The sequence below is a fragment of the Euhalothece natronophila Z-M001 genome (genome assembly GCF_007904085.1).
GTDB lineage: Bacteria > Cyanobacteriota > Cyanobacteriia > Cyanobacteriales > Rubidibacteraceae > Halothece > Halothece natronophila.
In genome coordinates this window covers 239,115-266,022 of the sequence record NZ_CP042326.1, presented here as the reverse complement: position 1 = coordinate 266,022, position 26,908 = coordinate 239,115, and the positions used below count along the sequence as shown (strand labels likewise).

At 40.9% G+C, this 26,908-nt stretch carries 16 protein-coding genes; 13 read left to right on the top strand and 3 right to left on the bottom strand.

Annotated features, from left to right (window positions below; translation table 11 throughout):
• The first annotated feature begins 96 nt into the window (after positions 1-96).
• From FRE64_RS01160 to FRE64_RS01145, 4 genes are all read left to right on the top strand, one after another.
• Positions 97-843 carry a hypothetical protein gene (locus FRE64_RS01160; RefSeq protein WP_146294283.1) on the top strand — a complete coding sequence of 249 codons (747 nt, stop codon included), beginning with the start codon at positions 97-99 and terminating at the stop codon, positions 841-843.
• Positions 844-941: 98 nt separating this feature from the next.
• Complete coding sequence (locus FRE64_RS01155) at positions 942-1,694, top strand: peptidylprolyl isomerase (protein ID WP_146294282.1); 753 nt, start codon at positions 942-944, stop codon at positions 1,692-1,694.
• Positions 1,694-4,720 (top strand): peptidase domain-containing ABC transporter, encoded by a 3,027-nt coding sequence (locus tag FRE64_RS01150; protein WP_146294281.1) that lies wholly within the window; start codon positions 1,694-1,696, stop codon positions 4,718-4,720. The genes FRE64_RS01155 and FRE64_RS01150 overlap by 1 nt, the downstream gene beginning before the upstream one ends.
• Before the next feature lie 26 nt (positions 4,721-4,746).
• Positions 4,747-6,378, top strand: a complete 1,632-nt coding sequence (locus FRE64_RS01145) for an HlyD family efflux transporter periplasmic adaptor subunit (protein WP_146294280.1) — start codon at positions 4,747-4,749, stop codon at positions 6,376-6,378.
• Between the two features lie 256 nt (positions 6,379-6,634).
• Here the strand turns inward: FRE64_RS01145 and FRE64_RS01140 are convergent, their stop codons facing one another.
• Positions 6,635-7,711 carry a glycosyltransferase family 4 protein gene (locus tag FRE64_RS01140; RefSeq protein WP_146294279.1) on the bottom strand — a complete coding sequence of 359 codons (1,077 nt, stop codon included), beginning with the start codon at positions 7,709-7,711 and terminating at the stop codon, positions 6,635-6,637.
• Complete coding sequence (locus FRE64_RS01135) at positions 7,708-8,703, bottom strand: glycosyltransferase family 2 protein (RefSeq protein WP_146294278.1); 996 nt, start codon at positions 8,701-8,703, stop codon at positions 7,708-7,710. The genes FRE64_RS01140 and FRE64_RS01135 overlap by 4 nt, the downstream gene beginning before the upstream one ends.
• Positions 8,704-8,822: 119 nt before the next feature.
• Here FRE64_RS01135 and FRE64_RS01130 point away from each other — a divergent pair, with 119 nt between their 5' ends.
• From FRE64_RS01130 to FRE64_RS01095, 8 genes are all read left to right on the top strand, one after another.
• On the top strand, positions 8,823-9,584 hold the full coding sequence (locus FRE64_RS01130) for an ABC transporter permease (protein WP_246140365.1): 762 nt from the start codon (positions 8,823-8,825) through the stop codon (positions 9,582-9,584).
• Between the two features lie 14 nt (positions 9,585-9,598).
• A complete protein-coding gene (locus FRE64_RS01125) occupies positions 9,599-10,942 on the top strand; it encodes an ABC transporter ATP-binding protein (protein WP_146294276.1) in 1,344 nt (447 codons plus the stop codon).
• 5 nt (positions 10,943-10,947) lie between these two features.
• Positions 10,948-11,937: a sulfotransferase family protein gene (locus FRE64_RS01120; protein ID WP_146294275.1), complete on the top strand. Its 990-nt coding sequence runs from the start codon at positions 10,948-10,950 to the stop codon at positions 11,935-11,937.
• A 29-nt stretch (positions 11,938-11,966) separates the two neighbouring features.
• On the top strand, positions 11,967-13,199 hold the full coding sequence (locus tag FRE64_RS01115; RefSeq protein WP_146294274.1) for a glycosyltransferase family protein: 1,233 nt from the start codon (positions 11,967-11,969) through the stop codon (positions 13,197-13,199).
• Between the two features lie 11 nt (positions 13,200-13,210).
• Positions 13,211-15,517, top strand: a complete 2,307-nt coding sequence (locus tag FRE64_RS01110) for a glycosyltransferase (RefSeq protein ID WP_146294273.1) — start codon at positions 13,211-13,213, stop codon at positions 15,515-15,517.
• A 40-nt stretch (positions 15,518-15,557) separates the two neighbouring features.
• Positions 15,558-17,723, top strand: coding sequence for a glycosyltransferase (locus tag FRE64_RS01105; protein ID WP_146294272.1), 2,166 nt, complete (start codon positions 15,558-15,560; stop codon positions 17,721-17,723).
• A gap of 135 nt (positions 17,724-17,858) precedes the next feature.
• Positions 17,859-20,012 (top strand): DUF6311 domain-containing protein, encoded by a 2,154-nt coding sequence (locus FRE64_RS01100; protein WP_146294271.1) that lies wholly within the window; start codon positions 17,859-17,861, stop codon positions 20,010-20,012.
• Positions 20,013-20,080: 68 nt separating this feature from the next.
• Positions 20,081-21,064 carry a glycosyltransferase family 2 protein gene (locus FRE64_RS01095; RefSeq protein WP_146297232.1) on the top strand — a complete coding sequence of 328 codons (984 nt, stop codon included), beginning with the start codon at positions 20,081-20,083 and terminating at the stop codon, positions 21,062-21,064.
• Between the two features lie 123 nt (positions 21,065-21,187).
• On the opposite strand, the gene FRE64_RS01090 is transcribed toward FRE64_RS01095, so the two are convergent.
• The gene (locus FRE64_RS01090) at positions 21,188-21,586 is read right to left on the bottom strand and encodes a GtrA family protein (protein WP_186708914.1); all 399 of its coding nucleotides are present in this window, start codon (positions 21,584-21,586) and stop codon (positions 21,188-21,190) included.
• 670 nt (positions 21,587-22,256) lie between these two features.
• Between FRE64_RS01090 and FRE64_RS01085 the strand changes: the two genes are divergently transcribed.
• Positions 22,257-26,312, top strand: a complete 4,056-nt coding sequence (locus FRE64_RS01085; protein ID WP_146294269.1) for a hypothetical protein — start codon at positions 22,257-22,259, stop codon at positions 26,310-26,312.
• Positions 26,313-26,908 lie beyond the last annotated feature (596 nt).

Here is a 26,908-nt window from a genome sequence, read left to right as displayed (position 1 = left end):
AAACAGTAAAATAGCACACGCAAATGACGACTTTTCGGGTATTCTCTTAAAAAGACAGTCAATTTAACCCAGTTATAGAAGCAGTAAAAAAATATTATGGTCAATACTACCTCTAGCCCCTTAACGCAACCAATGGACATCCAAGAGTTAGGAATTACTCTGTCGGCAAAGAACTTAAATCCGACGATGGTAACCCTTGATAATCTACGCTCGTTAGGTATAATCCCTGATGACTGGGAACTTTCTAAGCAACCCACCTTAAACCAACTGCAGGCGCGGTTAAACTTCAAAAATGGTGTGAATATTGTTGCCCAGCAACGGAATATTACTTTTGGTGAACCTATTAATTCTGAAAATGCTAAAGCAGTTAAATCCCCACTCGTTGCCAAAGAATTTGTTGCTAAATTTGCTAAAGCGGATTATCAAACTGTCAGCGTTGCTCCGAAAACCATTGTCAGTTTTGGGAATGACGCGACAACGAGTCCCCGTCAGTTTCTCATTGAAAAATTAATTGCCCCTGGTCCTTGGCGCGAGGTAGGAAACAGCACGCCTCAAGCCTCTGTCAACTTTGTTTATCAGTTAGAAGGATGTCAACTCAATATAAGTGTCAATGAAGTGCGGTTAAGGGCGCAAAGTGACCCTAATCAAACTGTAGCCGCTTTATTATTCTCAGGTAGTTTTAATTATCGCTCCGAAGAGGGAAGCAATGCCACTGCTGACTTACAAGGCAAAATTGATCGTTGGTCCAAAAACATGGAAAGTTTCCAAGAAATTGTCCATCAAAAATTCTTAGGGCAAAGTAATGAAGGAGGAATCTTCCCGTCAGAGATTATGCCAAACTAAGTAAAATAATTGGTTTAACAGCCATCCCAACTTGATTGGCTGTTGCCATTTTTAATGGGCTATCGAGACAAGCATTGGAGGAATTTAAAATTTACGTCATGACTGAGGTAATCAAAATTAACGAAACGCCGATTCCCCCAGAAAAATTAGTGTCTCATTTAAAAACTTATCAGATGTTGCCACAATTATTGCGGGAATTAATTATTGATCGCGCGATCGCCCCCATAGAATGCTCCCCCGAAGAAGTAGAAAAGGCAAAAAAAGAATACTTGACCCAAAACCGACTCACTGATCCTAAACAAGTTCAAGCCTGGTTGCAGTATAATCATCTTAACCAAGAAGAATTTGAAAAAATCGCTATTCGGAAATATAAACTCAAAAAATTCAAACAAGAAACTTGGGGAGTCAAAGTAGAATCGTATTTCCTACAACGTAAACGAGATTTGGACCAAGTCGTGTATTCTTTGTTGCGAACCAAGGATCATAGCATAGCAACAGAACTCTATTTTCGCCTACAGAACCAAGAAGCCAGCTTTGAAGAACTTGCTCAAAAGTATTCCGAGGGTGCTGAAGCTGAAACCAGGGGAATTATTGGTCCTGTTCCTGTAACCACCCCCCATGAAAAAGTAAGTGAAATGCTCCTAAAGAGTGAAGTGGGTCAACTTTGGCCCCCTGTACGGATTGGTGAGTGGAGTATTATTGTGCGCTTAGAAAAGCTAATTTCAGCGCAACTAGATGAGCCAACCCGTCAAAAATTAATTCATGAACTTTTTAGTAAGTGGCTGGAAGAAGAAGTCAAAAAACAGATTAAAATTGAACCCCTAGATACAGAAACATCCGAGGTAGCCTGATGAGTTTTACAACCACTGACATTGTCTCTCTCCTGACAGAGAGTTTTCCCTTTAACCAATTACCCCGTGAAGCCTGTGAGAGAGTTTCGCAAAAACTACGCCCCTTACGCTACACAATGGGACAAACCTTGGCGTTACGGGAACGAATGCCCACAGAAGTCCAACTTATTTATGAAGGGCAAGTGCGGCTGTTGGGATATGAATATAAAACCCAAATGCCACTCACCTTAGAATTAGCTCGCCCTGGGAAATTAATTGGTTGGGTGGGATTAGTAAGAGGCGCTCCCTGTGAAACCGCGATCGCGTCAGAAGAATCAATCTGTTTAAGCCTGAGTGCCGAAGAGTTTTGGCAACTTTATCAAGAATATGATGCTTTTCGAGAAGCCATCCAGAGTGAATGTACTGCTGTAGAAGCGTTTAATCTCCTGTGTGAAGAACAAGAACGTCATCCTCACGGTGGCGTTGATCTCAAAGCCGTTACCGAAGCAAGCTTAAAAAACGCGATCATAGAGACGCTTCCCGAAGGTAAGACAAAAATTGCCAATCTCCCAGACGACCATCCTTTGAAAGATGAAGATCGAATTTGCTTAGTCAGTGGTGGCGGTAAACTCGCTAATTTTCCCATTGGAAGTCGTCTAGAGGTAGATGAAAATACAGTTCTAACAGTAGAAGGCAATCAACCTCTACGTTTTATCGCCTTTTATCGTGCGGATTTACCATGGCTGAACCCTCACACTCTGACAACCCCAGATGATGATGAAATAGAACCAGAAACAATAGAGCCTCAAGTTGCCGAAGAGGTAACAGTGGAAGATGCTCAAAACATTATCCCCGGAACTGACCATTATGAGGGCAATCGGCAAACTGTGGGACTTAAAAAGTATCCTCACACCCGTCCCCGAGGAAATACCCCTCTTGATCGCGCTTTTGCCTGCTTCCAAATGCTCAGTCAATACTTCCAAGTTCCCTTCCGCAAAGAAGTCATTCGACGGGTATTAAGCGATCAATTTAAGAGAAGTGAGAGTTTATCTTTACCTGTAGCTGGTGCAGTTGCCGAACTATTAGGCTTAAAAGCTCAATTGAGCAAAATGCCCACTAAATCCATTGGTCGGATTAATCCCCCTGCTCTGATTCGTTGGGGAGAAGACTTAGCCATTCTCTATGAAAGCAATGATCGAGAAGTGATCTTGGGGATTCCCACAGAAGGGGTGATCACCAAATCCATAGCGGAATTCCAAGAGGTTTGGGGAGACGGGGGGCAAATTCTGCTTTTAGAAGCAACGAAAGAAACCCCCCAACAACGCTTTGGCATTCAATGGTTTATTCCCTATATCCAAAGGTATCGGGGAGTTTTGGCGCTTGTTTTTTTTACCTCCCTCTTCGTGCAGCTATTTGGATTAGCGCATCCTTTGATGATGTTGGTCATCATTGACAAAGTGATTGCCCAAAATAGCCCCGAAGTCCTTAATATGCTAGGGTTGTTTGTTTTAGTGATTGGGATTTTTGAGGCGATTCTTAGCACCCTACGTACTTATATTTTTGTGGATACCACGAACCGCATTGATATGAGTCTGGGATCAAAAATTATTGATCACCTGCTACGACTGCCTTTACGTTATTTTGAAAAACGCCCTGTCGGTGATCTTTCTAGTCGGGTGAATGAACTTGAGCGCATCCGCCAATTTTTAACAGGAACCGCTTTAACAGTCGTTCTCGACTCCATTTTTTCGGTAATTTATATTGGGGTAATGCTGTTTTTAAGCTGGAGGCTGACCCTTGCTTCTTTAGCAGTTGTTCCCTTATTGATGATCTTAACCATTGCTTTCTCCCCCCTAATCCGTCGTCAGTTACGAGAAAAAGCAGAACGCAATTCAAAAACCCAATCTCACCTTGTAGAAGTCTTATCAGGGATTCAAACGGTGAAGGCGCAAAATATTGAACTGCGATCGCGCTGGCGTTGGCAACAACTCTACTCCCGTTATGTTTCCCAAGGCTTTAAAACAGTTATTACTTCCACTCTCTCCAGTTCTAGTAGTAACTTCCTCAACAAGCTATCGGGGTTGATCGTCCTTTGGTTTGGGGCTCATTTAGTATTAGGAGGACAACTCACTCTTGGTCAATTAATCGCTTTCCGCATTATCGCAGGTTATGTGACTAGCCCACTTCTCCGTCTTTCTCAACTATGGCAAAACTTCCAAGAAACTGCTCTTTCTTTAGAACGTCTCAGCGATATTGTTGATACGCCCCAAGAAGGGGAAGAAGACCGCGATAATATTCCGATGCCGCTAATTGAGGGAGGAGTGCGCTATGAAAATATCTCCTTCCGCTTCAAAAGTCCCGGCCCCATGCAATTAAATAATATTAACGTTGAGATTCAGCCCGGACAATTTGTGGGAGTTGTTGGTGAAAGTGGGGCAGGAAAAAGTACCCTCACCAAACTGATTCCGCGTCTCTATGAACCAGAAATGGGACGGATTTTAATTGATAATTATGATGTGTCGAAAGTTGAGCTTTATTCCCTACGGCGACAAATTGGCGTCGTTCCTCAAGATCCCTTATTATTTGAAGGGACAGTACAGGAAAACATCTGTTTAACCAATCCTGATGCTTCCACCGAAGAAATTATTGAGGCAGCGAAAACGGCTGTTGCCCATGAGTTTATTATGAATTTATCCAGTGGTTATAACACAAGAGTTGGGGAAAGAGGAGCTGCTCTATCAGGGGGACAAAGACAACGAATCGCGATCGCGCGAACCATCTTGCAACGACCCCAACTCCTTGTCCTAGATGAAGCCACCAGCGCCCTTGACTATAATACAGAGGAACAAGTTTCTCGTAATCTATCAGAAGTTTTCCAAGATCAAACGGTGTTGTTCATTACCCATCGTTTAGCTACGATCAAAAATGCTGATCTCGTTCTAATGATGGATGCAGGAAGAATTGTTGAACAAGGAACTCATGAAGAGTTAATGGCAATGCAGGGTCGCTACTTCTATCTCTATCAACAACAAGAAGCACGTATCTAAATTCCACTGTCTAAGGAGAACCCCCAATGAGTCAAAGTAACAATAAAAACCCTCAACTTGGTAGCAATGGTAATGGCAATGGCAAAATTAGCCTCAAAAGCGCAAAAATTGCCCAATCTGAAACGACTACTCCCACCACTTATGACCCTTACGAAGAGGATTTTGATCAGTCTGTAATCCTTCGTCAGTCTCCCGTTTGGCCACGGATTGCACTCTGGACAATTTTATTGGTCATTACAGGGGGTCTTGCTTGGTCGTACTTTGCCAAAATTGAACAAGTTGTGGAAGCGCAAGGACAACTCAAGCCCACTGGAGATGTTAAAGAAGTTCAATCGCCAGTGCAAGGAGTGGTTCGAGAAATTGCCACCAATGAAACGATACAGGACGGTGAAAATCCAAATCGGCAAGGGGAAACTTTTGAAGATGGAGACTTAGTCGAAGAAGGGCAAATTTTATTACATTATGATTCTGAAACCGCTGAATCTCGTCTCAACTCCCTAGAAAATATTCGCGACGAGTTGCAACAAGAAAATAGCTTCTATCGGCAAATTATGGAAACCGCAACCACCTCAGAAAGTGCGGTGGAAGCAGAAATTGATCGCTTAGATATTCCTACAGAAATCGCCATGTTAGCGCGTAACCGAACTGCTTTAGAAGATGAAAATCGTCTCTATCGCGCCCAAGCTGGAATCGCTGAACCGGATGATAATTTAAGTGTTGATGAATTAGAACGTTTAGAAGCCTCTACTCAAGAAGCGAGTACCCGTCGTGAGGCAGCGTTTTTTGAAGGACAAGGCTTACAAAGAGAGTTGCGTCAAGTACAAGTTCAGCTAGCAGATGCTCAAACTCAGTTAAGTACAGAAGAAGAAAAATTAGAGAAATTACGTACTCTTTTTGAAGAAGGAGGAATTTCAGAATTTCGCTATATCGAACAACGACAAACAGTTGAACAGCAACAAGCACAAGTTGAGCAATTAAAAGAAGAAGAACAACGGGTAGAATCAAATATTAGTCGTGCTGATCAACAACTGCAAAATACCGAAGCCACTACTCGTAAAGACCTATTTGATAACATTGCTCGAAATAAACAACAAATTGCCGAAATTGACAGCCAATTAACCCGATCTTTAAATGAGAATCAGCGACGAATTTCAGAACTAGAAAGCGAAATCAATGAAGTTGAAAAGCAACTTGACTACCAAAACTTACGAGCGCCAATTAGTGGCAAAATTTTTAATATGGAAGTGAGTCCTGGCTCTGTGGTCAATAGTAGCGAACGAGTGATGAAAATTGTCCCTCAAGAAGATTTGGTTGCTGAGGTATTTATTACAAATCAAGATATTGGCTTTGTTCAGGAAGGAATGCCAGTAGATGTTCGCATTGATTCGTTTCCCTTTAGCGAATATGGCGATATTGAAGGAGAACTAATTTCTCTTGGATCTGATGCACTTCCCCCAGATGAAACCCATGATTTTTACCGTTTTCCAGCCAAAATTCGTCTTGACAGTCAGACTTTAGATGCCAGAGGACGAGATCTTCCTTTACAGTCTGGGATGTCAATCAGTACCAATATTAAGCTACGAGAAGATAGAAGGGTAATTAGTCTATTTTTAGAACGCTTTACCCAAGAAGTAGATAATCTGAAAAATGTCAGATAATCTCTTTGTGATCAGATCAGGGCTTTAATTAAGAAGTGTAAAGATCCTGATCTAAAACCTAGCGCAGGTATTACTGACTCTCAGTCAGTGAAGACTGGTGGAAAAGGGGGAGGTGTACGGTTACGATGGAGCAAAACAAATAATACCATCTCTGATAACTTATGCTACAATTCCTCGGAAGTAGAATGACTTGGATATTTGTGATTAATTTCACAAATAACATTGAAGTTTTAAGAGAAATTTTGACAAGTATCAGTTAAAATAAACCCGAATTCACCACTCGTTCGACACAATTAATAAACCTTTGCGCCTGCGATTGGAGGGAAAACTGCTCGACCACTTTCTCCCGCCCCACACAACCCATTCGGTTTCTTGCATCAACATCAATCAAAAGTACCCTTAGCAGCTTTTCCCAGTCCTCGAGCGTTTCAGCCAAATAACCATTTTTTCCAGGCTCAACAATCTTCATATTGACTCCAACTGGAGAAGCCACCACGGGCTTGGCACAGGCCATATACTGAATCAACTTATAACCACACTTTCCTCGCTCCCACGGCGAATCTTCCAGCGGCATAATCCCAATATCAAATTGCTGGATGGATGACACTTCAGTCAGCTCAGACCAAGGCCACGCTTCAACTGAGGTACCTGCAAAATCCTCACCACTTGCACCCACCGCAACAAAACGCACATCCATCTCTTGCTGTAGTCTTTCAAACACTGGTAATAACGGTAGAAGATAGCAACTCGTCTCCGGAGTGCCAATCCAGCCAACTATCGGCGGACTGCTAGCATGGCTAACTGCGGGGTGATAGCGTTCGGTATCCACCACAGTCGGAATGATCTCTATTTGTCGAGCGCCAGCAGTCCTGGCTCGCTCAGCGATATAAGGGTTTCCCGCAATAACTAGCTCCGCGTGCAGCATCACAGTGTCTATTTTATGTCGAAAGAGCCCACGAATGATGGTATTTGAGTGACGGTCATAACGATGAAATTGTGCATCGTCGTAATCAACAATGTAAAGTATCTGCATGCGATGCAGGATGCGCTCAAACCATGCTGGCAGAAATGGGAAAAGCTCTTTCTGAATAATCAACACGTCAAATTGGTTTGCTCTTAGTAGCACAAGGAACCGGCTAACATACCCTCTCATGACTTCCCACAGTCGCTCGCGCCCAGCACCAGCATACAGTGCATTGATATAGGTATTAGAGAACAGTGGCGAAATCTCCACCTCCCAACCCTGCCGCTTAAATTCTTCAAGATACTGTAGATAACGCACGCGGGAACTAGCACCTAGATCATCGTAGCGAGAAAGCAGTAAAACTCTCACGGAATAAACCTTCCATCACCGCTCACGATCCGCCCCATGCCACGCCACAACATCCGATACGCGGACCACGTATCCCTAACGCCGGCTATGTCACCCTGCGCCAGACACCAGAGGGTGCGAGTTAACGGTTCAATCACGCTGGTTATGCCAACCAGTACCCAGCCCTGCCAGCGAGGGAAATGTTTGAATCCGTACAGCAATCGACTTCTCAAAGAATAGAATAGGCGAATCGCCTTCACCTGGCGAGAGGTTCCGCCACCGGCATGAAACGCCTGCGCATCGGCGAGAAACATACTTTGCCAGCCCGCCTTGCAAGCACGAAATGACAAATCCACCTCCTCAAAATAAACGAAGAACTGTTCATCAAACCCCCCCAAGGATTCAAATAGATCCCGTCGAATCATAAAAAACGCACCCATGACCTGATCCACTAAGCGCGTTTCGTCATGCTCCCACTCGGACATTTGCATTCCTACCCTGCGAAACAGGGGTACTTTTTCTACACCTAACGCCCCCAATACAAGTCGAGCAAGCGTCGGAAATCTTGAACAGCTATACGAAACCCGATCGTCGTCATTCCGCAACTGGATGCCACAAATTCCCACATCACAATTTTCTGGCTGTTCCATGAACTCTAATGGCCTCGTCAATGACTGCGCCTCCACCCGCGTGTCCGGATTGAGAAACAACAAATACGGAGAAAAACCAGCCTTGACCCCCAAGTTACATGCCGCAGCAAAGCCGAGGTTTTTGCCAGCGCGGATGACTTCAATGCCTTCCATGTTTATTACCTGATCCGTAGATCTATCAGTAGAACCGTTGTCCACAATGATAACCTTCGCGACGCGATCTAACGCGTATGTCAAAACCGACTCCACACACTCCGACAGTTGGCTACCCGCGTTCCAGTTCACAATTACCACATCAATCAAAACTCGCCCCCAATATAGCCTAGCAGTTTGCGGACCTAACCATCCAAATACTATATTCATGTAGAATATAAACCGTTTGTGCTTGAGCAATCACAATTAATTATTTACATCATATGGGATATTTACAACCAAAAAAATATCATTTTCAACAACAGTGGTTAAAATTTGATCTTTTAAAGATGTTAGTGAAAAGAGAGTTAGAGGATCGTTACAAAGGTTCTCTTTTAGGCAACTTTTGGCCACTCTTAACTCAGCTTTCCCACTTATTAATTTATACTTACGTTTTCTCAATTGTTTTACAAGTTAAACTAAGCTTAGCTGGATTACCAGAAGATGATAGTTTAATATTTGGCTTTTGGTTATTTGCGGGCTTAGTACCTTGGATGGCCTTTACTGGAGGATTAGTAGAAGCATCCAATACAGTTGTAGCCCAAACAAACCTAGTGAAGAAAGTTGTTTTTCCCTTATCATTATTACCTTTAGTTCCTATATTTGCTGCCCTTGTAGAAAGTGCCTTCGGATTAGTTACTCTCATTGTTCTCTACGCTCTCATTCAGGGAACTCTACATGAAACATTGGTCTTTTTGCCCTTAGTTTGGATGCCGCAAATCTTATTCACCACAGGTTTAGCATATTTAACTGCTGCCTTAACAGTTTTCTTGCGAGATATTCCACAAACTTTATCAGTCATATTTCATCTTTGGTTTTATCTCACTCCTATTGTTTACCCCCCTAATGTCATTCCTGAACAATTTCAAGATGTAGTTTTCTGGGTGAACCCCATGGCAATTATTACTCAACTCTATCGTGACACTATTATTATTGGCAATGTAGAGCATTGGGGACAATTGGGAGTGTTAACGATTATATCTCTGTTAGTATTTTATGGAGGATTTTGGACTTACCAGCGGTTACGCCCTGGTTTTGCTGATGTATTATAATATGGACCTGAAAGATGAGTGAAATTGCTGTTTTAATTGAAAATGTTTCTAAATGTTTTTATAGATATGCTCATCCTGTAGATCGCCTCAAGGATCTGTTTTTCCCCCAGAAAACAAGAGCCGATCAATTCTGGGCTTTAAGAAATATTAACTTAGAGATTCCTAAAGGAGAAACGTTAGGATTAGTTGGACGTAATGGTTCAGGTAAAAGTACCCTCCTACAAATTCTTGTAGGAACCCTAACTGCAACTTCAGGGCGAGTTAAAGTGGGGGGGCGTGTATCTGCTCTTTTAGAACTAGGCAGTGGTTTTAATCCCGAATTTACTGGGCGACAAAATGTTTTTTTTAATGGTCGTATGTTAGGACTACAACAAAAAGAAATTGAAGCTCGATTTGATGAAATTGCCAGCTTTGCTGATATTGGTGACTTTATTGATCAGCCGGTAAAAACTTATTCCAGTGGAATGTTCATTCGGCTAGCCTTTGCGGTAGCAACCAGTGTTAAACCTGATATTTTAGTCGTGGATGAAGCCTTGTCAGTAGGGGATGAAGTATTCCAAAGGAAGTGCTTTGCTCGGATTAAATCTATCCAAGAGCATGGCGGAACAGTTATTTTTGTTTCTCACTCTGCAGGTTCGATTATTGACCTGTGTAATTATGCTGCCTTAATTGATCAGGGAAACTTACTAATGCAAGGAACGCCGAAGTTAGTCGTATCTAAATACCATAAACTGATCTATGCTCCTGCAGATAAAATTGATACGATTCGCCAAGAAATTCAAGCATTTGATGAAAACACCGATCGCGCTCAGAAAAGTCAAAGCAATGCTTCAAGGGAGTCTTCCCCTGTTAGCGAAGATCACTATGACCCTAACTTAGTTCCCAAAAGTACCTTATTTTATGTGTCTCGGGGAGCCGAAATTCAATCCCCTCATCTCAAAAATCAAGCAGGAGAAAAAGTTAACCTCATTCATCGTAATGAATATTACATTTATTCTTATGAGGTTCGTTTTACACAAGCGGCTTATAATGTTCGATTTGGAATGCTGATTAAAACGATGAGTGGTGTTGAGTTAGGGGGAGCTGCTTCTCATCCTCCTGAGAATGCAATTGAAGTAATTACCCCAAACACAATTGTGCAAGTGGATTTTACTTTTTATTGCTCTCTTTTACCTGGGGTTTATTTCCTCAATGCAGGTGTAGTGGGAGATATTGAAGGACAAGAAAGTTATTTACATCGCTGTATTGATGCTGCCATGTTTCGCGTACAACCAGAAACAGGACTCTTAGCCACAACTATTGTTGATTTTCAGGTTCAAGCGAAAACGACTGTTAATCCCCATCTCATTGAAATTTAGTTTTTATGTCTAATTCTACTTCCCCAATTCTAATTATTACGGGAATGCACCGTTCCGGAACCTCTTTAACTGCGTCTTTATTACAGAGTGGTGGGGTTGATCTCGGCAAGGACTTCAACCCGTCGATGGAAAGTAAGGTTAAAGAATATTTTGAAGATTTAGCAGTAGTTCGATTTCATGAAAATGTCCTGAAAGCCCATCATCTTCCGCCAGAAGGTTGGGTTCATTTAGAGAAAATTACTCAAATTCCAGAACCGTACTTAACACAAGCCAAAGAAATTATTGCCAGTAAGCGAGACACCACAAAAGGGATGACTGGCTGGAAAGATCCCAGAGGGACACTATTTTTAGACTTTTGGCAGTCTCAGTTACCTGAAGCACAATTTATTTTTTTATATCGCGCACCTTGGGAAGTAGTTGATTCTTTGTATCGGCGAGGGGATCCAATTTTTACTAATTCTCCACAACTGGCTTTAGATTTTTGGCTCAATTATAATGCTGCGCTGATTAATTTTTATGATCGCTATCCTGACAAAAGTCTTCTCCTCAATATTGACAGGATTATTAATGATCCAACTGTTTTGAGTCGCGCGATCGCGCAAAAATTTCGATTTAATCTATCGGTTCAGTCTGAAATTTATAATTCCTCTTTATTTCAAACCGACATTTCTCACCCTCTTCGCTGTTACCTCTTCCAACAATTTTTTCCCGAGGCAAGCCAATTGTATCAGGAACTACAAACCCGTTGCGAGTTTTGCCACTCCCAACATGAATTAAGTGATTTACCAATGGATCGAAACTGGTTACTTCAAGACTGGTTACAAATGCGAGTGAGACAAAAACAACAACAGAAGATCCAGCAGGAATTAAGTGAGAAAAATGCTAGAATTACCGAATTAGAAGAACTAATTAAAGCGATGGAAAGTAGTAAGTTCTGGAAAATGAGACAATTCTGGATGCAACTTAAACAACGTTTCCCTTTTTTAAACCGCTAACTGTTTTCCGACACTGAAATAAAACACAAATGGAAAAGCCTCCCCTTCATATATTTACAACTATTACAGCGAATTATTTTCCTAAGGCAAGAGTGTTAGCTCACTCGATAAAGGAGTTACATCCATCTGCTAAAATCTATTTAGTATTATGTGATGTAGTTCCAGAGTCAGTGGTGTTAGCAGAAGAACCATTTGACTTTATTATTACTCTTGAACAATTGAAAATTCCTAATTTCAAATCTTGGTTATTTCAACATAATATTATTGAACTCTGTACAGCAGTAAAAGGGATTGCTTTTGACTATATTTTTGATAAATTTGACTGCAAAAAGCTGTTATTTTTTGATCCTGATATTGTCATTCTTTCGCCACTTGATAGCTTGATTCAGAAGCTGGATTATCATAGCGTTTTACTAACGCCTCACCAAACTGTTCCAGAAAGTGAGAGAGAAGCAATTATTGATAATGAAATTCATAGCTTAAAAGTTGGAGTTTTTAACCTAGGTTTTTTGGGAATTCGTAATTCTGAACAAGGGAGAAAATTTATTGCCTGGTGGCGCGATCGCTGTTTAGAATTTTGTTATGACGATACTCCCAATGGACTATTTACAGATCAAAAATGGGTTGACTTAGCACCAGCTTTTTTTTCAGATTATCTGGTTTTACAAGAACCAATTTATAATGTTGCCACTTGGAATCTAACTCATCGCCGTGTAACGGGAAGTCTTAAGGAAGGAATTTATGTTAATGGTGAACTAATGTGCTTTTATCATTTTTCAGGACTGGATAGTGGTGATCAAGAATTTATGCTAAACAAGTATGGAAAAGAGAGTCCAGTTTTATTTCAATTGCGTGAATGGTATCTAAAAGAATGTGAACATTATGGTCAGAGAGAGTTTAGCCAAATTCCATTTTATTACGCAACATTTGAGAATGGAGAAGTCATTACACAAGAACACCGTTTACTTTATCGCCATCGAGAAGACTTAAAAGCCCTTTACCCTAATCCATTTTTGACTTCTGATCCAGATTATTCATACTACCATTGGTTTTTAACTTATGGAGATAACGAATATATCCCCAGTCGGTATAAATGTTTACAAAGTGCAGAACAAGCATTACAAAGCAAAAAGGAAGAATTAGCTGCTAGTCAAAAAGAAATTGAACTACTAAAACAGCGGATTCAAGCAATGGAAAGTAGCAAGTTCTGGAGACTCCGTGAGACTTGGTTGTGGCTTAAGAAGAAATTCAGACTAACTTAGTAAAAAGAAAAATGATTGATATAATTATCCCAATTTTTAATAGTTATCCCCTACTGAAGAACTGCTTAGAGAGTGTCGTTAAACATTTTGATAGTGAAGCTAGATTAATTTTACTAGACGATGGGAGCACTGATCCCAACATAGCTATCTACTTGGAAGAAATAAAAAAAAACGCCCAATTTCCAGTGTTAATTCATCAGAATCAACACAATCAGGGATTTGTCAAGACAGTGAATCAAGGAATCCAGTTTTCAAAAGAAAATGATATCATTCTTCTTCATAGCGATACAATTGTCACTCAAAACTGGATTAGTAAATTAAAACAAGCAGCATATCTTAAAGAAAATATTGCGACAGTAACGCCTCTTTCTAACAATGCAACAATTTTTTCAATTCCAGAATTTGGAAAATTTAACGAAATACCAAAAGGTTATGATATTGAATCGTTTGCTCAATTAGTTGAAGAAACTTCCTGTTATCTTTACCCAGAAGTTCCAGTCGGTCATGGGTTTTGTTTATACATCAAAAGAACAACGTTTAATCTCTTAGGCGACTTAGATGAAGACTATAATCGTAGTTGCGGAAGTGAGTATGACTTTTGTTTACGAGTCTTGAGTTATTCTCTCTGTAACATTATGGCAGATGATACCTTTATTTATCATTCCAAAAATATATCTGATGTGAATAATCAGCCATTTCAGGGAGAACTTTTAGTCCAAAAATATCCATTTTATTGGGACTTAATACAGTTTTATCAAAAAAATAAATCTAATCAAATTTGGGATAATATTCAAGTTAAAACTAGACAGTTAAGAATTGGGTTAGATGGACGCTGTTTAGATGATACATTTGCTGGAAATCAAAGATATTTGATTGAGCTAATTAGAGCCTACACTGAAAAAGTGACAAATATTAAAGTTGATTTATTGGTGAATAATAATCGTCAAAATTACGTCAAAGAGGTGTTAAATACTTTTGGCATCAAGGAAAGTCCTAATTTAATTGAAGAAGCTAGTTTGCAAAGTAATCCCAAGCAAGAATTATGGGATGTTTTTCATATTACGCTTCAGGGAACTCTTTTGCAAAACTTAGCAACCCTAAGACCACATGCGAAACGAATTATCATTACATTGCAAGATTTTATTTTAGCAAAAAATCCTTTATATTTTAAAGATAATAACTGGTTTTATTATTATTATCTAATCATGCAAGTCTATTTAGCCAGTGTCGATGGTGTCATTACCATTTCTAATTTTATTAAAGATGAATTACTATCTGTTAATACCTTTGCCAAACACGAAAATGATTTAATTCATCCGGAAAGGGTAAAGACAGTTTATCACGGGATTAATCAAAGATATGACTCTATCTCTGATGTTGATGAATCATTTTGCCAAGAAATGGGAATTACTCCCCAAAAATATTTATTGTTTGTGGGGAATGACTATTTGCATAAGAATTTAGAAGCAACAGTTAAAGTTTTGGAAAAAACACAGAAATTAGGATACCATTATCAATTAGTTATCGTTGGCAATACGATCGCGCAAGGGGGTAGTAAACAAAAGTTACAGGAAAGCCTAGAACAAGAGACAAGTCTTAAAGAAAACATCTTTTTCCTCAATCATGTTTCTGACGAAATGTTGCTTAAGTTATATGGCAATGCAGGAGTGTTACTCTATTTATCTAATTCGGAAGGATTTGGATTTCCTCCTTTAGAAGCCTTTGCTCACGGTTGCCCTGTTATTACATCGAATTTAACTAGTATCCCAGAAGTAGTTGGAGAAGGGGCAATTTCTTTTCATCCCGGAGAAATTGAAAAAATTGCCTCAACTGTGATTGAATTAATAGAAAATCAAAAACAGCGCGATCGCGCAATTAAAAAGGGAAGAAAAAAAGTTCAGGAATTTGATTGGAGAAAGACAGCAAAAGAAACCATTAACTTTTATAATCATATCCTTCGTCTTCCTCCCCGTTTTCAAAAAAATCTTCCTTCTTTATATCTGGAGTCGCAACGGCTTAAAGATGTACAAATTCAACTACGAAATACTCAAAACGAACTGCAAAATACTCAACACCAGCTCCAACACACAAAAACTCAGCTCCAAGATACTCAACACCAGCTCCAACACACAAAAACTCAGCTCCAAGATACTCAACACCAGCTCCAACACACAAAAACTCAGCTCCAAGATACTCAACACCAGCTCCAAGACAAAGAAATTGAAATTGAAACAATGAAAAGGAGTAAATTCTGGAAATTAAGAGAAAAATGGTTTAAAGTAAAAGCTTGGTTGCGATTAGCAGAACTTGAAGAATAATATAACTAACAATAAAGAAACCTCCAGCACGAAGATAAAGATGACAAATTCTAATCAGCCAAATCAAGGATTTTATCCAATGGCAAAGTTAGCGATAAAAAAGCGTCAATTGATAAAAAAACTTAAGTTATGGCGGAAATTATGGATTAATCGCTACCAAAAGAATCCGACATTGCAAGAGTCAAATCATGACAAGAAAATTACTTATAAAGAACAACTATCATACCTTTATCAAGTAGAGCTAGATAGCTTCTTACTATCTGATAAAAATCTATCATTTCCAAGCACAGAAAAACCCTTAGTCAGTATTATCTTAGTTTTACACAACAGAGCAGAGCTAACATTTCAGTGTTTGCGTTCTCTGATGACAGTTACTCTGAACGCCGAGCATCCCTGTGAGATAATACTAGTAGATAATGCCTCACAAGATCAAACTAATCTGCTTTTGGAGCGCTTATGCGGCGTTACTAAAATTTTAAATCGAGAAAACTGCCATTTTTTAGCAGCCATAAACCAAGCCTCAAAAGTCGCAAAAGGCTCTTATTTGCTCTTACTCAATAATGATGCTCAAATCTTGCCAGGAACATTATCTGCCGCCCTAGACACTTACTCTAGTGCCAATGATATTGGAGCAGTTGGGGGGAAAATTATCTTCTTAGATGGTCAGCTACAAGAGGCAGGTAGCATCATTTGGAATGATGGTTCTTGTTTAGGATACGGAAGAGGAGGTAATCCCTTTGATTATCCCTATATGTTTCGGCGTGATGTAGATTATTGTTCAGGAGCTTTTCTACTAACAGAACGAAACTTGTTTTTAGAAATGGGTGGGTTTGATGAAGATTATAAACCAGCTTATTATGAAGAAACGGATTATTGTCTGAGGCTTTGGGAGCAAGGTAAGCGAGTTGTGTACGAACCCAACGCAGCAATTGTTCACTTTGAATTTGCCAGCGCCCAATCCAATGACTCAGCAATTAATCTTCAGAAGGCTCATCAATCTATTTTTACTCAAAAGCATTCGCAACAACTAGCTAATTATCATTTACCACCAGCTCCAGAAAATATTGTTTTAGCACGAAGCCATTCTCGTAATTCTAATCATATTTTGTATATTGATGATAGAGTTCCTCATGCTTTTTTAGGGTCTGGGTTTCCTAGATCACGAGATATTTTGCAAGCTCTAGTGGATTTAAATTACTGTGTCACCTTTTACCCTCTTGGTTTTCCAGAAGAAAGTTGGCAGGAAGCCTATGAGGATATTCCAAAAGTGGTTGAGCTAGTTCTTCATCAAGGAATTGAAGGACTAGAAGAATTTCTAAATCAACGCGCTCACTGCTATGATTTAATTTTTATTAGCCGTCCCCATAATATGGAAATTTTGAATCCAATTTTAAACCGTAATTCCCAATGGTTTGAAAAAACTCGAATTATTTACGACGCGGAAGCAATTTATGCTTTACGAGAGGTCAAAAAACGTCAACTTCTAGGAAAGACAGTTTCTCAAAATGAAAAAAAATTATTAGTTCAGACAGAAATGCAACTAGCAGAAAATGCTGATACAGTTATCACTGTTTCGGAAAAAGAGCAAGAACATTTTACGAATGCAGGAGTAAATTCTGTCTATACACTAGGGCATACAGTTGATCTAAAGCCTACTGCTAAAAAATTTGAAGAGCGAACAGGAATTGTTTTTGTGGGTGCAATTCACAACATTAATTCTCCTAATGCTGATTCAGTTGTCTGGTTTGCTAAAGAAGTATTTCCGTTACTTCAAGAAAAAATTGGCAATGATTTAACATTTAAAGTTGTTGGCTTTAACAAATGCCAAAAAATTTGGGATTTACAAAGTGATTCTTTGCAGGTGTTGGGGAAAGTAGAATCTTTAGAAGAAATTTATAATTGTGCCAGAGTTTTTGTTGCACCAACTCGTTTTGCTGCAGGAATTCCATTTAAAGTTCATCATGCCGCTGCTTATGGACTACCAATTGTGACTACTTCAATGATTGCCTCTCAAATCGGTTGGGAAGATCAACAAGAAGTGCTAGTAGGTGACGACCCCAAAACCTTTGCAGAAAAATGTACTCAAGTTTATTTTAACCAAAAACTATGGGAAAGTTTAAGAAATGCTGCTTTAAACAAAATTCAGTTAGAATGTTCGCGAGATAATTTTGTCCAAAAAGTTGAAACAATTATTAAATCGCAATAAGTTGACCCGTAAAAGTATTGTCACCCATTATTGTCCTTTTGATAGACAGCCGATGTATTTTTATAGAAATGGGCAATTTAATAAGATTCCAGTTCAAGGAGGAGATTTTATCTGTGGTCAGTATTAAAGGAATTTATGATAAATAAGTCTTCCAAAATCCGCTTATTGAAAACTGAAAGCGCGATCGCGCTTGTGTTTGTAGCCTCGATCGCGCTCTACTTTTGTCTATTCGAGATACGGCTATTAAACCCCTTCTCCTTCGGATGGCTGTTACAGGGAGACTGGGGACAACACTTTATCGGATGGATGGCCTTCCTTAATGAGCCATGGCATTGGCCCCCTGGTCGGTTTGAGAACCTCGGAGCACCTGTGGGAAATTCAATTGTCTATACTGATTCACTTCCGCTGCTAGCAATTCCCCTTAAAGCACTTCTAGCGGGACAAGTTTCCCTTTTACAGTTTCAAGGATGGTGGTTTCTCATCTGTATCATTTTACAAGGGGTAATCAGCTATGTGGTGCTGCGACGACTGACTTGCTCACCATCAGTGAGCGTCGTTGGGGCTCTGCTCCTGCTCTGTTGGCCCCCCATGTACCATCGACTCGGTCATGATACACTCGTTGCTCATTGGCTATTACTAGCAGCAATGGGGGTTGCTTTAACCGTCAAACGTAAAACTGCAGTCTTCCTTGGGGTAGGGTTAGTAGCAACTGCCTTTGCAATCCACGCCTATCTCGCTGCTATGGTTTCCCTGATTCTTGGGAGCAGGATCCTCGCTGAAATAGATATAGGGAGCCGATGGCAAACGGTGAAGAACTTTGTAGCGAGGAAATCTAAAACTCCCCCCATTTCCCCAAGAACCATGTTCCTCATGATGACAATTATCTTGGTTCTGGGAGTCGAACTATATCTACTGGGTTATTTTGAAAGTGGAAGCTCTGGTGGGGGCGGGTTTGGGGTGTTCTCAATGAACCTTAATGCTCTCTGGAATCCCCAAACCGAGGATTGGTCTAGATTTATCCCTGCCCAACCCTTCCAAACTGAACAACATGAGGGATTTCTTTATTTGGGAGTAGGACTGATGGGGGTAATTGTGGTCGCGTTTGCCCTCGCCTTATGGCAGTCCACAACAGCCCAGTCCAGTTTTGATCAGCGATTTAAAAAATTAGGGGTAGTCGCGATCGCGGCTTTCATTTTTGCACTCTCATCCCGAGTCACCTTTGGCGAAAATGTCCTTTTTAATATAGGCTTGCCACCAACTGTGCAAGATCTATTGTTCTTATCTACATTTCAGTCTAGCGGGCGCTTTGGCTGGATTACAGGGCTAGTTCTCATTGTTTGGAGTATTTTCGCGATCGCGTCTCGACTCGGTTCCAAGCAAACCGTGATGATTTTATCCTTTGCCCTTGCACTTCAACTCGTAGATCTCTCAAGTGTTCCGGCTCTAATGCGGGATTGGACTGCCCCCCTCCCTGAAAAGCGCGCACAATATGAGGAGTTAGCCGCACAGTGGCCATCGAGCCTTAAGCACATACGTGCAATCCCCCCCCAAGACTTAGATGATGAGATCCAATACCAACTAGGCTTTGCCGCGATCTTAAATGGTGGAACCACTAATTCTTTCTATTTTGCACGTCCTAATAATGAAGCAATGGAGCCTTTTACAGAGCGCCTCAAATCTGACATCAGTCAAAACCAGCTACGCGACGATACAATGTACCTGAGTAGCAGCCATGCCTGTTATATAGCAGCTGGAAACAAAAGCCACTTCAAGGCACATTATAGCCTAGTGGTGGTCAACGGCTCTTGGTTTGCCGATGATCCCCTGCCGAATGATTGGAGAGATCGCCAAGTTACAACAGAAGAAAACCCGAGCCTTGCCGAGTTAATTGCCTCATGTGGTGAAGACTGTACAATGGTTTTAGCAATTAAGGACGATGGCTCAAAAAACTTATCTGAGGAGACAATTGATGCTTTAGCAAGTAAAGGTGCCAAGAAAGTTCTTAACCTTGATTTTCGTGATAGTTATCTGATTGTTCTTAAGGATGGGAATGTTGTCACCGAGGAACTTGCTTCTGAGGAAAGTGTTGAATGGTCAAACCAGTTAGATAGTCTATCAGTGCGTGTTGAGAGTGCAGGTTTCGACGCTGGAGCTCACGCTTTCATCTTTCTTGATGATGTAAACTGTTCCCTAAATCAAAGAGGCTTCAACGGTGTATACTGGCAACAAGAGCCTAAACATATCAAGCGCTTTCATGTTGATACCTATCTTCCAGCGACTGAGCGGTAAATCGTTCATTGTTGCTTTTTTTTGGAGAAGAAAACAAGACTTGCTAATTAACTAATTCGTCCAAAGTGATTCAAAACATTACGCTTTCCGTGGTAATCCCGTGTTACAACGAGCAAGATAATATCGACCTGTTATTAAAGCGATTACTCGCAGTGATTGATCAACTCAACCTGACATTTGAAATTATTTGTGTCAACGATAGCAGTAAAGATGACACTCTCAATTGTCTGATTCAACACCACAAAATCAATCCTCAAATAAAAGTCATTAACTTATCCCGTAACTTTGGCAAAGAAATCGCATTAACAGCAGGAATCGACTATGCCATTGGCGATGCAGTGATTCCGATGGATGCTGATCTCCAAGATCCACCAGAGTTAATTGAGCAACTGGTGGCAAAGTGGCGTGAAGGTTACGATGTCGTTTATGCCACACGACGATCGCGCCACGGAGAAAGTTGGCTCAAACGCTGGAGTGCTTATGCTTTTTATCAGATCGCCCAACACTTAAGCGAAGTTCCCATTCCCCTCAATACCGGTGATTTTCGTTTATTAGATCGGCAGGTAGTAGAAGCACTAAAACAGATGCCAGAGCGAACCCGTTTTATGAAAGGATTATTTGCTTGGGTAGGATTCCGACAAACTGCTGTTTTGTACGAACGCACTCCCCGCTATAAAGGCTCTACGACATGGAATTATTGGCGTTTGTGGAACTTTGCCCTTGATGGCATTACTTCTTTTAGTTCACTTCCTTTAAAAATTTGGAGTTATCTCGGCATTACATTTTCCTTCCTAGCCTTTCTTTATGGCAGTTTTTTGATTATTCGTACCTTAATTTGGGGAGTTGATGTTCCCGGATATGCCTCATTAATCGTTACCATTCTCTTTTTAGGCGGATTGCAACTAATTAGCCTTGGTATGATTGGAGAGTATCTCAGCCGTCTTTACCAAGAAGTAAAAGGCCGCCCCCTTTACCTCGTCCGAGATTGCTATGGTTTCGATCATGATCGCCCCCAACCCCCCTTAGTAAAGGGGGGCGAAGGGGGGATCTAGTGTAACTATTGTTATCAGAGTTGGTATTAGTAAAGGGGGGCGAAGAGGGGATCTAGTGTAACTATTGTTATCAAAATTGGTATAATGACTTGTCTCCCTATCTCCCCAATCCGAAGGAAGACGTTACCGAAAAATAAAACGATCGCTGACAAAATAATTTAACACTGAGCCAACCGCAATTCCGATTATTGTATTAATGATGTAATTCACCCCAATATAATCTAGAAGCGGAAATAAAATTAACACTCTCAGACTAATCGCTAACCCTGCTACCATGTGAAACATCGGAATTTGTCTGAATAAGATATCCCGAAAATTAAATTCTTTCATTGGCCAAACCCAGACTCTATAAATAAAAAAGGTTAACAGTACTGATAATTCAATCGCAATAATATTAGCCAGGTTACGGAGAGAGGGCGTATTTAAGCCCATAACTTCTACAAAAAAGAAAATTAGTAATACATTAACTAATGTCGTTGTGGCTCCCGCAACTAAAAACTTAATTAATTTCCAGTTAAGCAAAATCAAACCTCAAAATAGCAATCTCAAATTACTTGTAAACTGCCACTTCAGTTCCCCCCTTTAATAAGGGGGGCTAGGGGGGATCTTGTCCCCTTGAATCAGGAAGATTAGGGGGAGATCGTGAGTTCCCCCCTTTAATAAGGGGGGTTAGGGGGGATCACAAGTTAAGCGAGTGTTTACCAATGAGATCATATTACTATAGCAATCCTAAATTACTTGTAAACTGCCACCTCAGTTCCCCCCTTTAATAAGGGGGGTTAGGGGGGATCTTGTCCCCTTTAATAAGGGGGGCTAGGGGGGATCACAAGTTAAGCGAGTCAAGATACCACGCTAATAGCAACGCAGGAGAGGGGGAGATAGGAAATAGCATGTCCAAAACATAAACCGTCCACGCCTTGCGAAAAAGTGTTGACAAGCAAAAAATAAAGAGCTAAGATTCGGAGTTAGTTCCTGCAAAATCAATTCAATCTCCCGAGAGAAGCGAACTTCAGAGGGGTAAATAATTACCTTTACCCAGCTAGCTCTCTTGCGTGGTTGCCTTATCTGGCTTGATTTTGGAGCTACAGTTCACCTCTGATTAAAAGTTTAGGGAGTTTTAAGGAAAATTGAAAATTGGTACTCCTGATGTTACGGTAAATAAAACTATTCGGTGTGAGGTAAATTAAGCATTATGGTATTGACAAGAGAACAAGCACAACGTTTTTTCGACGAAGATTATTACTTAAATAACAATGAAGATGTACGGGATGCTGTCAATGATGGAGTTGTTGCTTCAGGGTTAACACACTTTCTACAAAATGGGGTAGCTGAAGGTCGCGCCCCTAACAGCCTCTTAAATGATTTCGCCCCAGAAGATTATCTTGATGCATACCCAGACGTAGCAGATGCCATTGACGATGGCTTTATTGACAGCGCATTAGAACACTTCTTAGCCTTTGGAGCTGCAGAAGGTCGGTTAGCAGGGACAGGATTTGATTTCTTCAGTTCTTCTAGCTACCTATCCGCCAACCCAGACGTAGCAAACGCCGTTAATGAGGGTGTTTTTAACAGTGCCTTAGAACACTGGATTAATTTTGGCTTTGCAGAAAATCGCCCAGGAGTCGAAGAAGGGGTAGGTGGAGACTTTATGCTTACCCGAGGTTCCGATAACTTAACGGGTACTTCTGGCGATGATGTCTTCGTGGCACCTCTTGAACAAGATGGTGGTACAGTATTCAACACCTTTGAGTCTGGAGATGTCCTTGATGGAAGAGGTGGTAACAACATCTTAGAAGCGGATTTAACTGACACCGCAGGAGCTCCCAGCATTTCTTCGATCACTGACAATATTCAGGAAATTTACATCCGTAGCCAGTTTCAAAATACTGATGCAGCGGATAACCTGTTATTTGAAGCGTTACAAGACTCTTTTGATATTGATATTGAGACAGAATTAGGAGCCAATGGTAGTTTCCCGGTTATTAGCGATATTGACTTCTCTTTCATTGGTGGACTCCAATTTCTTGAAGCCGACGATTTATTCAGTCAGGGCACTAACATTGATGCTGAAAATAATAGCGGCGTAGAGCAATGGTGGAGCGAGAATAGTCGTGCCGATTTACTGATTGAAGATATCCGCGAAAGATCTGATGATGTCACTTTCGGAATGCGTGATACTGATCCCGGTGTCAGTTATGCGGCATTCTTTGACCCTGCTTCCCTTGCGGCAGATGCTACAGATTCCAGTTTGACACTGACCCTTGAGGATGTCGAAAATCCTGATAGTCTGGAAAATTTCCCAGTAAATGGGCTAACTTTCCTTTTAGATGGTGAAGAGTTTGAAATTCGGGTTCCTCGTGAAGATGAGGATGGCAATCCCATCAACAGCAGTTATGACGATTTTGTGGCTGCACTCAACGAAGAACTAGAAGCCACTGAAGGCTTAGAAAATGTACAAGCATCTCTCAACCCAGATAATACCATCACCCTGACAGATGGAGAGGGACGAACTTTTGAAGAGGATAGCTTCCTCTTTATTGATGATCAAGTTCCATCCCGAGGCACTTTAACCTTTAATCAAGAAGTTGGCGCCCCCATTGAAGGTGATATTGCCACCAACATTGTTCTTGATGGCGCTGGTCGCACCGAAGAAGGTGGCGTGATGGTCGTTGGCTCTATGGGAGCACGGGGTGGCATCCAAGAATTTGATGTTGAAGTCGGTAATACCAGCTGGTTACAGGCTCTATCTTCTACAAATAACACCCTAGAAACAGTTAATGTTGAGTCCAACGGCAGCGGTGCCTTGTACTTAGGACTAGGGGAGCGAGATGGTGATGATGACATTACTGGTGATGTCGGTTTCTCTGTTCCTGAAACCGTTGATGATCGCTTAGCTCAGAGTGGCTTAGTTGACGTACAAACCTTTAATGCCGCAGGCTTTGAGAATGAGCTAAAACTAGGAGCTCAGTTAACTGCAGAATCCATTGATAAGTATCTTGCTGATGCTGAAGAGCCAGTTACCTTTGAATACCTACTCGGTGATGGTGGCTCAAACTTAAATTTAGGAATTTCTCCTACCTTATCACTTGATCCTGACTTCGAGTTAGAGATTGTCGGTGGCGCTCAAGATGACCGCATTAATTTGAGCGATGCAACGGTTAAAGAAAATATCTCTATTGATGGTGGCGACGGTGAAAATACTTTAGAAGTTAACACAGATACTGATCCCAACACAGTTCCGGGAAGTAATTTTAATGAAGTTGAGAATATCCAACGCTTCGTCATCGCAGGAAATAACTTTGACCCAGGACCACAAACTAACCAAACCAGTCAGAACATCGAAGAAGGAAATCTCTCAGGGCTAGAAGAAATTATTATTGCCACTGAGGCTTTCTTCGACACTACTGGTGATGGAAATCCAAATACTTTCTTGCCAGCTGATACAACTGTAAGTCAATTTGAGGCAGATACTGACATTATTATCAGCGGGAAAAATCAAACCATTGGTTCAGGAAACAGTAATGATGATCAGGATTTTGGCACGATTGCGATTGAAGATGCCCCAGAGAGTGAGCTGGAGTTAATTCTTGATAATACAGCTCGTGTTAATGGAGAACTCTTTGTTGCTGAATTAGATCTTGAAGAGGATGATAATGTTGAGACTCTAGAGTTAGTCTCTGATGGTCGTCGTGACACCGAAAATTCTGTCCTCAATGCTGTCCTCCCTAATGTCACCACATTAGAACTCGTTGGCAGTCAAGACTTCAACATTCATGTCAGTTCAATGGCGGAAAACGATGAGCCCCTAGAAATTGATGGCTCAGAGTTAGGTGAAGAAGATGATGAAGGAGACTTTCAGCCAGCAACGCTTACCTTAGCTCTCAATGCAGAGTTACTCACTGAAGGAAATGATGACACTTTAACCGGCGGAGAGGGTGAAGACGATTCTTTAATTCTCTATGGAAACCCAGAGGATGATGTTAATCCTGATGTGAGTGACTTTGAATCTGTTCAATTTGGTCTTCGTTTAGATCGTGACGAGGACCTTGCTGAAGAAACTCCTTTTCAAGGAGCTGATCAAGCAGAATTTTCAGGCACATACGACGCTTCTGGTTTTGGGGCATTCTATGACATTCAAAATCTGGATGGCGACCTCCGTCTCGAAGGCTTACCAGATGGGGTAACTGTTCGAATTTATGCTCCAGATGCCGATGTGTTTACGGATGTAACAAATATTGAACTAATTGCCGACGGCGAAAACGATAATATCGATATCACTTTTGTTGATGACACTGGAATTAATCGTGGCAATAATCCTGAGGGTACAGGTTGGGGTAATCTAGAAGAGCCGGATGGTAGTGGAGGCTTTCAGCCTATTCTAGATGATAATAATCAGCCGGTTCAGAATAATATCCTCACTATCCAAGATTATAGTGACATCGAAATTGAGTTAGATAGTGGAGGAAGTCCTTATCAATATCTCTTCCAGTTAGAGTTACTCGATGGAGAGGGCGAAGCTCGCTTTGATAACACTACTCCTAATAATGACTTTGATGCTGACGAATTCTTACCCGATGTACTCACTATTACGGGTGGTGATTCTGGCTTAAATGGCGGCGATCGTCTAATTTTAGCTAATGCGGCAGACCGAAGTGCTGATCAAGAATCAACTCTTGATCCAGCTCTAAATACAATTGATATTTCTGGTTTTGGCGGAAACTTTGCTTCTGGTTTTAACACTGCAGATGCTGATGGCGACGATACAACCATTATTGGCAATGAGTACAACCTTTTCTTCGAACTACCCGGTGGTGATGACTTCAACACACGATTTGTATTTGAAGAAGATGCTGCTAGTGAGTCAACGATTTGGGTAATTAATAATTTCCGAGCTATAGATGATGGTGATGTCACCGTTGATGATGTTACTGAACTCGATTTAACGGCATTTGGTATTAACAATACCTTCACCGGTATTGATGTCACACCCTTTGGTGATCGTACTCTGTCTGATACTGATTCTGATTTTGATCCTAATGCTCTTAATGATCCTGACGACATTGATACTAGCGATTTTGACGCGGCGTTTCCTGAGCTTATCGAGCAGCTTGGTTTTGATGATTTGGCGGACTTCATTACCGATGGTGCTAACGACGGTGTTGTCATTGACTCTACTGAAGGTCTCGACTTCCAAATTGTCTTGCCAGGTGTAGATGAAGGTGATTTAGGTACAGATAACATTGTTTAGAGCTTCTAAACACTCTCAGTAGCATTAAAAGTTAACTGACATCTAAAATGCTTTAACTGTACCCCTAGTGGGTACAGTTTTTTTAGTGATGTTATCTGAAACCCTTACAGGGTGGGGCGATTATTTTCCCTAATTTCACTTCTTCTTAAGAAAAAGCGACTAAATTACTTTTCTTTTCTATAATCATTCCCAATAAAAACTGACAGAATTAAATTTCTAAAACTCCCTAATCTGCTGTTAAATGACAAACTAGGAAGTGTACGGCACTAAATTGGAATAACTATCAAGTCTAGAACAAAGCACAAACCAAGCTAGAAACACCTTTTGTCTCCCCATCTCCCTTGTCCCCCAATCTCCCCACCTGAGAAGAATTTCAGGAGAAAGAAACAACCCTGGTGGGTTAGGGGGATCCTCTAGTAGCACTAGTTCATAGCAATAGTATGAAAACTGTTATCTAGCAATCCTAATTCAGTTGTAAACCTGCACCTTCGTTCCCCCCTTTAATAAGGGGGGTTAGGGGGGATCGAAACTTACAACTACTTTTTACCAACCAAATCATCTTGCTATAGTATGAAAACTGTTATCTAGTAATCCTA

What these genes read in the sequence shown, in the direction of transcription:
- FRE64_RS01160 (WP_146294283.1), top strand. Translation starts at nt 97, where the DNA reads ATGGTCAATACTACCTCTAGCCCCTTAACGCAACCAATGGACATCCAA.
- FRE64_RS01155 (WP_146294282.1), top strand. Translation starts at nt 942, where the DNA reads ATGACTGAGGTAATCAAAATTAACGAAACGCCGATTCCCCCAGAAAAA.
- FRE64_RS01150 (WP_146294281.1), top strand. Translation starts at nt 1,694, where the DNA reads ATGAGTTTTACAACCACTGACATTGTCTCTCTCCTGACAGAGAGTTTT.
- FRE64_RS01145 (WP_146294280.1), top strand. Translation starts at nt 4,747, where the DNA reads ATGAGTCAAAGTAACAATAAAAACCCTCAACTTGGTAGCAATGGTAAT.
- FRE64_RS01135 (WP_146294278.1), bottom strand. Translation starts at nt 8,703, where the DNA reads ATGAATATAGTATTTGGATGGTTAGGTCCGCAAACTGCTAGGCTATAT.
- FRE64_RS01130 (WP_246140365.1), top strand. Translation starts at nt 8,823, where the DNA reads ATGTTAGTGAAAAGAGAGTTAGAGGATCGTTACAAAGGTTCTCTTTTA.
- FRE64_RS01125 (WP_146294276.1), top strand. Translation starts at nt 9,599, where the DNA reads ATGAGTGAAATTGCTGTTTTAATTGAAAATGTTTCTAAATGTTTTTAT.
- FRE64_RS01120 (WP_146294275.1), top strand. Translation starts at nt 10,948, where the DNA reads ATGTCTAATTCTACTTCCCCAATTCTAATTATTACGGGAATGCACCGT.
- FRE64_RS01115 (WP_146294274.1), top strand. Translation starts at nt 11,967, where the DNA reads ATGGAAAAGCCTCCCCTTCATATATTTACAACTATTACAGCGAATTAT.
- FRE64_RS01110 (WP_146294273.1), top strand. Translation starts at nt 13,211, where the DNA reads ATGATTGATATAATTATCCCAATTTTTAATAGTTATCCCCTACTGAAG.
- FRE64_RS01105 (WP_146294272.1), top strand. Translation starts at nt 15,558, where the DNA reads ATGACAAATTCTAATCAGCCAAATCAAGGATTTTATCCAATGGCAAAG.
- FRE64_RS01100 (WP_146294271.1), top strand. Translation starts at nt 17,859, where the DNA reads ATGATAAATAAGTCTTCCAAAATCCGCTTATTGAAAACTGAAAGCGCG.
- FRE64_RS01085 (WP_146294269.1), top strand. Translation starts at nt 22,257, where the DNA reads ATGGTATTGACAAGAGAACAAGCACAACGTTTTTTCGACGAAGATTAT.